General features: G+C 46.8%; 5 protein-coding genes. 4 read left to right on the top strand and 1 reads right to left on the bottom strand.

Annotated features, from left to right (window positions below):
- Nucleotides 1–153 precede the first annotated feature (153 nt).
- Complete coding sequence (gene msrA, locus EGV91_RS17060) at nt 154–678, bottom strand: peptide-methionine (S)-S-oxide reductase MsrA (protein ID WP_135505863.1); 525 nt, start codon at nt 676–678, stop codon at nt 154–156.
- Between the two features lie 149 nt (nt 679–827).
- On the opposite strand from msrA, the gene EGV91_RS17055 reads away from it, so the two are divergent.
- From EGV91_RS17055 to EGV91_RS17040, 4 genes are all read left to right on the top strand, one after another.
- Entirely contained in the window at nt 828–1,778 is a 951-nt protein-coding gene (locus tag EGV91_RS17055) for an LCP family protein (RefSeq protein ID WP_135505861.1), read from the top strand.
- A gap of 56 nt (nt 1,779–1,834) precedes the next feature.
- Nucleotides 1,835–3,022 carry an AI-2E family transporter gene (locus EGV91_RS17050; RefSeq protein WP_135505859.1) on the top strand — a complete coding sequence of 396 codons (1,188 nt, stop codon included), beginning with the start codon at nt 1,835–1,837 and terminating at the stop codon, nt 3,020–3,022.
- A gap of 63 nt (nt 3,023–3,085) precedes the next feature.
- Complete coding sequence (locus tag EGV91_RS17045) at nt 3,086–3,499, top strand: sporulation protein (protein ID WP_135505857.1); 414 nt, start codon at nt 3,086–3,088, stop codon at nt 3,497–3,499.
- 123 nt (nt 3,500–3,622) lie between these two features.
- Nucleotides 3,623–4,447, top strand: a complete 825-nt coding sequence (locus EGV91_RS17040; protein ID WP_158290637.1) for a GNAT family N-acetyltransferase — start codon at nt 3,623–3,625, stop codon at nt 4,445–4,447.
- Nucleotides 4,448–4,514: the final 67 nt, after the last annotated feature.

Here is a 4,514-nt window from a genome sequence, read left to right as displayed (position 1 = left end):
CGCAGGGAGCGAAGCGACTGAGGAGGCTTGGCGCTCGCCCGCGGCAAGCGCAGCTGCTTTGCGGAATATCGGCTCTATCAAAAAAATGATTCAACTTTCTTATCAAGCTCAAAAAGGCCGATTACGTGCATCGGCCTTTTCTTTGACTGCTTATTAATCTTCTCTCCAGGTTGCTTCTAGAAATTCATCGCGTCCTGAGGCGGCGCGGTCTTCCTTATAATGAGCCTCATTTTTTTTATAATAATCCTGGTGGTAATCTTCTGCCGGATAAAATGGTGCGGCGTCGAGAATTTCGGTGACAACCGGCTTGTTGAAACGTCCGCTTTCATCAAGTGCTCGTTTCGATTCTTCGGCTAAACGGCGCTGCTTGTCATTATGCACGAAAATAGCAGCACGGTAGGAAGAGCCGCGATCCTGGAATTGGCCTTCGTTGTCGGTCGGGTCTATTTGCTGCCAGAAAATTTCAAGCAATTGTTCATAGCTGAACACTTCGGGCTGGAATGTGATTTCGACAACTTCCAGATGTCCGGTCGTACCGGATTTCACTTGTTCATAAGTAGGGTTTTCGACGCTGCCGCCGCTGTATCCGGAAACGATGCTTTCGATGCCGTCAAATTGGTCGAATGGCTTGACCATGCACCAGAAGCAGCCGCCTGCGAATGTTGCTTTTTCTGTCATTCGGGGTTGCTCCTCTCAAAGGGAATAGAAAAATCTTACCATTGTCGCTGTTAGACGACAATTTATATGTTTATAATAGGATTGCCGAAACTTCTTCTTATGAAATGTCGTCTTATGTTAGGCAAGAAATAGAAAGGAACGTGTTAATTATGCAAGAAGAAATGCAGCCTGCCAGATCAGGACGGCGCAAAAAGAAACGGCTGCGGTTCCGCGGCGTGCTTCTCATCCTGTTTATCATATTGCTCGCAGTGGGAGCTTATGCGTTTGTGCAATACCAGAGCGGATTAAAATCAGCAGAAAAAAATACAGAGATTGAGCCGGTTAGTTTTGATGGAGATCCGGAAAATCCAGATTACTCAAACATCTTGATCATGGGAGTTGATTCCCGCGGGGAAGAGCAATCCCGCACCGATACGATGATGCTGCTGTCGCATAATAAAAAAACTGATGAAGTGAAATTGACTTCGTTCATGCGCGATATATACGCAGATATCCCGGATTATCAATCGTATAAATTGAATACGGCTTATTATTTAGGAGGCGCCGACCTTTTGGCAGATACATTGCGCTCAATGTTCGGTGTGGAAATCCATCATTATGCATTGGTCGACTTCTCGAATTTTGAACAAATGGTCGATATCGCTGCGCCGAATGGCGTCGAAATTGATGTGGAAAAAGACATGTCTAAGTTAATCGGTGTCAGCCTGAAGCAAGGCGTCCACGATTTGAACGGCAAAGAACTTCTTGGCTATGCCCGTTTCCGCGCCGACAATGAAGGCGACTTCGGACGAGTCCGCCGCCAGCAGCAAGTCCTGGCTGCAATGAAAGAAGAGCTGATCAGCCCGTCCGCTATTCCGCAATACCCAAAACTTGCGGGGGCAGTGAGAGGCTATGTACAAACCGATATCTCGACAGCCGATCAAGTGAAGCTTGCAGTTCAGCTTGCCTTGAATGGCGGCGGGGATTTGGAGCGCCTGACAGTTCCGGTAGAAGGAAGCTATAGCTATGGGAACTACTCGCATGCGGGTTCAGTGCTGGATATTGATATCGAGCAGAACAAACAAGCACTTTCCGAATTTTTGTCACAGCCATTGAATTAAACTTTCTGATAATATGCTAAAATTAAAGTGAACTTAATCAGAAAGTAGGAGTTTTTGTGGAGCCTGACAAGCAATCCTTTTTTTCGACCAACTTCATCCGGTTTCTGGGTGGAACGAATACCTTATTTTCATTGATTGCGTTGGTGCTTCTCGGCACGGTCATTTTCATCTTCCGGGAAGTGTCTTTTATCTTCCATCCGCTAAGTGTCTTTATGAAGACAGTGGTGCTGCCGGTGGTTTTGGCGTTGATCTTCTATTATTTGCTGCGGCCGATCCTGCGGCTGTTGATGGAGGCCAAAATTCCCCGGATTGGCGGGATTGCAATCATCTTCCTCGGGGGTGCAGGAATCCTGGCGTTGATCACGGTACTGGTGCTGCCATTTTTGAAAGAACAGTTTCAGACTTTGGTCATGGAGTTCCCAAAATACTTCATGCAATTGCTGACAGACCTCGATAGCTTTCTGCGGACATCGTTTGTCGGCGATTATTACAGCGGTTCCAGTTTTGATATTGAACAATTGATGGCTACACTGCCAGCGAATGTTTCCGATACGCTGCAATCCGTCGTAACCGGCATCATTTCCGGCATCACCGGTTTTATCTCGACAATCACCAGTGTCATCTTGTCGATTGTCATCGTTCCGTTCATTTTGTTTTATTTGCTGAAAGACGGGGACAAGCTGCCGGGCTACTTCGTTAAGCTGCTGCCGCCGCGCTTCCGCGACGATACTCGGGAAGTGCTGAGCGAAGCAGACAAACAGCTTGGCGCATACATACAGGGCCAGCTGATCGTGGCGTTCTGCATTGGCGTCATGGTCTACATCGGATTTTTGATCATCGGCATGGATTATGCATTGCTCCTTGGCGTCCTGGCGATGATCACAAGCGTAGTGCCGTATATCGGGCCGGCTATTGCCATCACGCCAGCCGCAATTATTGCGCTCGTGACTTCGCCGTTCATGCTCATCAAATTGGCAGTTGTCTGGACGGTTGTTCAGCTGGTTGAAGGCAATTTGATTTCGCCGCAAGTCATGGGCAAGACAATGTATATTCATCCCGTGACGATCATTTTCGTGCTGCTGACTGCCGGTTCATTATTCGGCATTGCCGGGGTCATTCTCGGCATCCCGATGTATGCTTTGCTCCGCGTTCTGATCAGCCATTTCTACAAATTATTCAAGCGGCGCTATAACCGCCATGAAACCAATCTTGAACATCAATACGATTACACAGAACTGAATTGAGCGGTTTAACGTTATTTCTTTAGTGGTATAGAATACTTACAAAAAGTTGGGGGTCTCCATTTTATGAATTTCAAAAAATTCCTTAGTTCAGTAGGCATCGGCTCGGTGAAAATCGATACAGTCGTCGAGAGGCCGCATTTAATTGAAGGCGAAACACTGAATGGTACGATTTACTTCGAAGGCGGCGACAGCGACCAGGAAGTTGAGTTTATTGAACTTCAAGTTGTGGCACAGATTGACGAGTATCGGGAAGACAGTGATTTTCAGATTATCGAAAAATTGATTACGAAACAGACACTCGAATTTTTCGGTACGGTGAAATCAAAAGGAACAGTCATGCAGCAATTTGATATTGTTCCGGATGAACGCTGGATTTTGGACAATCCTAAAGCGAAATTGCTGCTGCGCACAATCGTCCATATCCAAAACGGCGTTGATGCGCAAGACGAAGATGAAATCACCTATACACCGCAATAATAAATTTCAAGCTAAGGACGGCATCCAAATTGAATACTGATTTGGATGCCGTTTTTCTATTTTCCCGAAGGATTTAGGGAGCGGGAAGAAGCGTGTATTTATGGTAAAGAAGGGTGGCAGCGAATGATGGAATGGGGACAAAACAAGGAAACAACAAAAAAGATTGAAGACATTAAACGCAAAGGGACACAGGCATATTTTAAAGAATACCAGAAGCAAAGCCCTTCATTTACTGGAGAATATCTGGTGTTGAAAGGCAAAGGCGATGTGTTTTGTTCTGGGGATTCCTGCCACGGTTTCGGTTTCGGGACTGATGAGGTGCTTGTATCCTCAGACATCGATGAAATGGAGAATTTTGTGCGTAAAAAAAGAACGGATTTCTCGCTTTTCTTGGAAATTACGCCATATGCGGATGAAAAGCTCATCAAGCGCCTGCAAGTGCTTGGCTATACATTAGACCATTTCCTGAACGTTTGGCTGATTGACTTGCAGCAATGGCAGCCCAAGGAAGTCCAGCAAGACAGAGGGGCAATCGTCGAGAAAGTGGATGATGAAAATGTCCATGACTGGGCATGGGCGGTTGCGCTGGGAATTTCTGACGACGATTACCAAGCGGCAGTGGCGGTTGAGTCGGTCAGATCATTTTGGCAGGTGGAAGGCAATACGGCATTTCTGGTGAGGGAAAACGGAAAATGCACAGGTGGCGGCTGCATGGCAATTGACGGGGAGCTTGCGGAATTGTTTATGACCGCGACGCTGCCTGCTAAAAGGGGCAAAGGCTATCAGGCAATGCTGATTGAAGAGCGTCTGCAATATGCGAAAGAAGCAGGATGCTCGTATGCCACGGTCACGACAAAACCCGGAACGTCTTCAGCACGCAACGTCAGGCGCAGCGGTTTTCAATTGGCCTACGATAAAGCCGTGTTGCGCAGCCCGCGTTTGGAATAAATGAAAAGGCAAAAAAAGCCGGCTGCGAAAATTTAGAGTGACCCAATAAAATGAGACAAGGAAAAAA

The organism is Planococcus koreensis, from assembly GCF_004761975.1.
Taxonomy (GTDB): domain Bacteria; phylum Bacillota; class Bacilli; order Bacillales_A; family Planococcaceae; genus Planococcus; species Planococcus koreensis.
The sequence above is the reverse complement of the archived record's forward strand: the minus strand, read 5'-3'. Positions and strand labels throughout refer to the sequence as shown.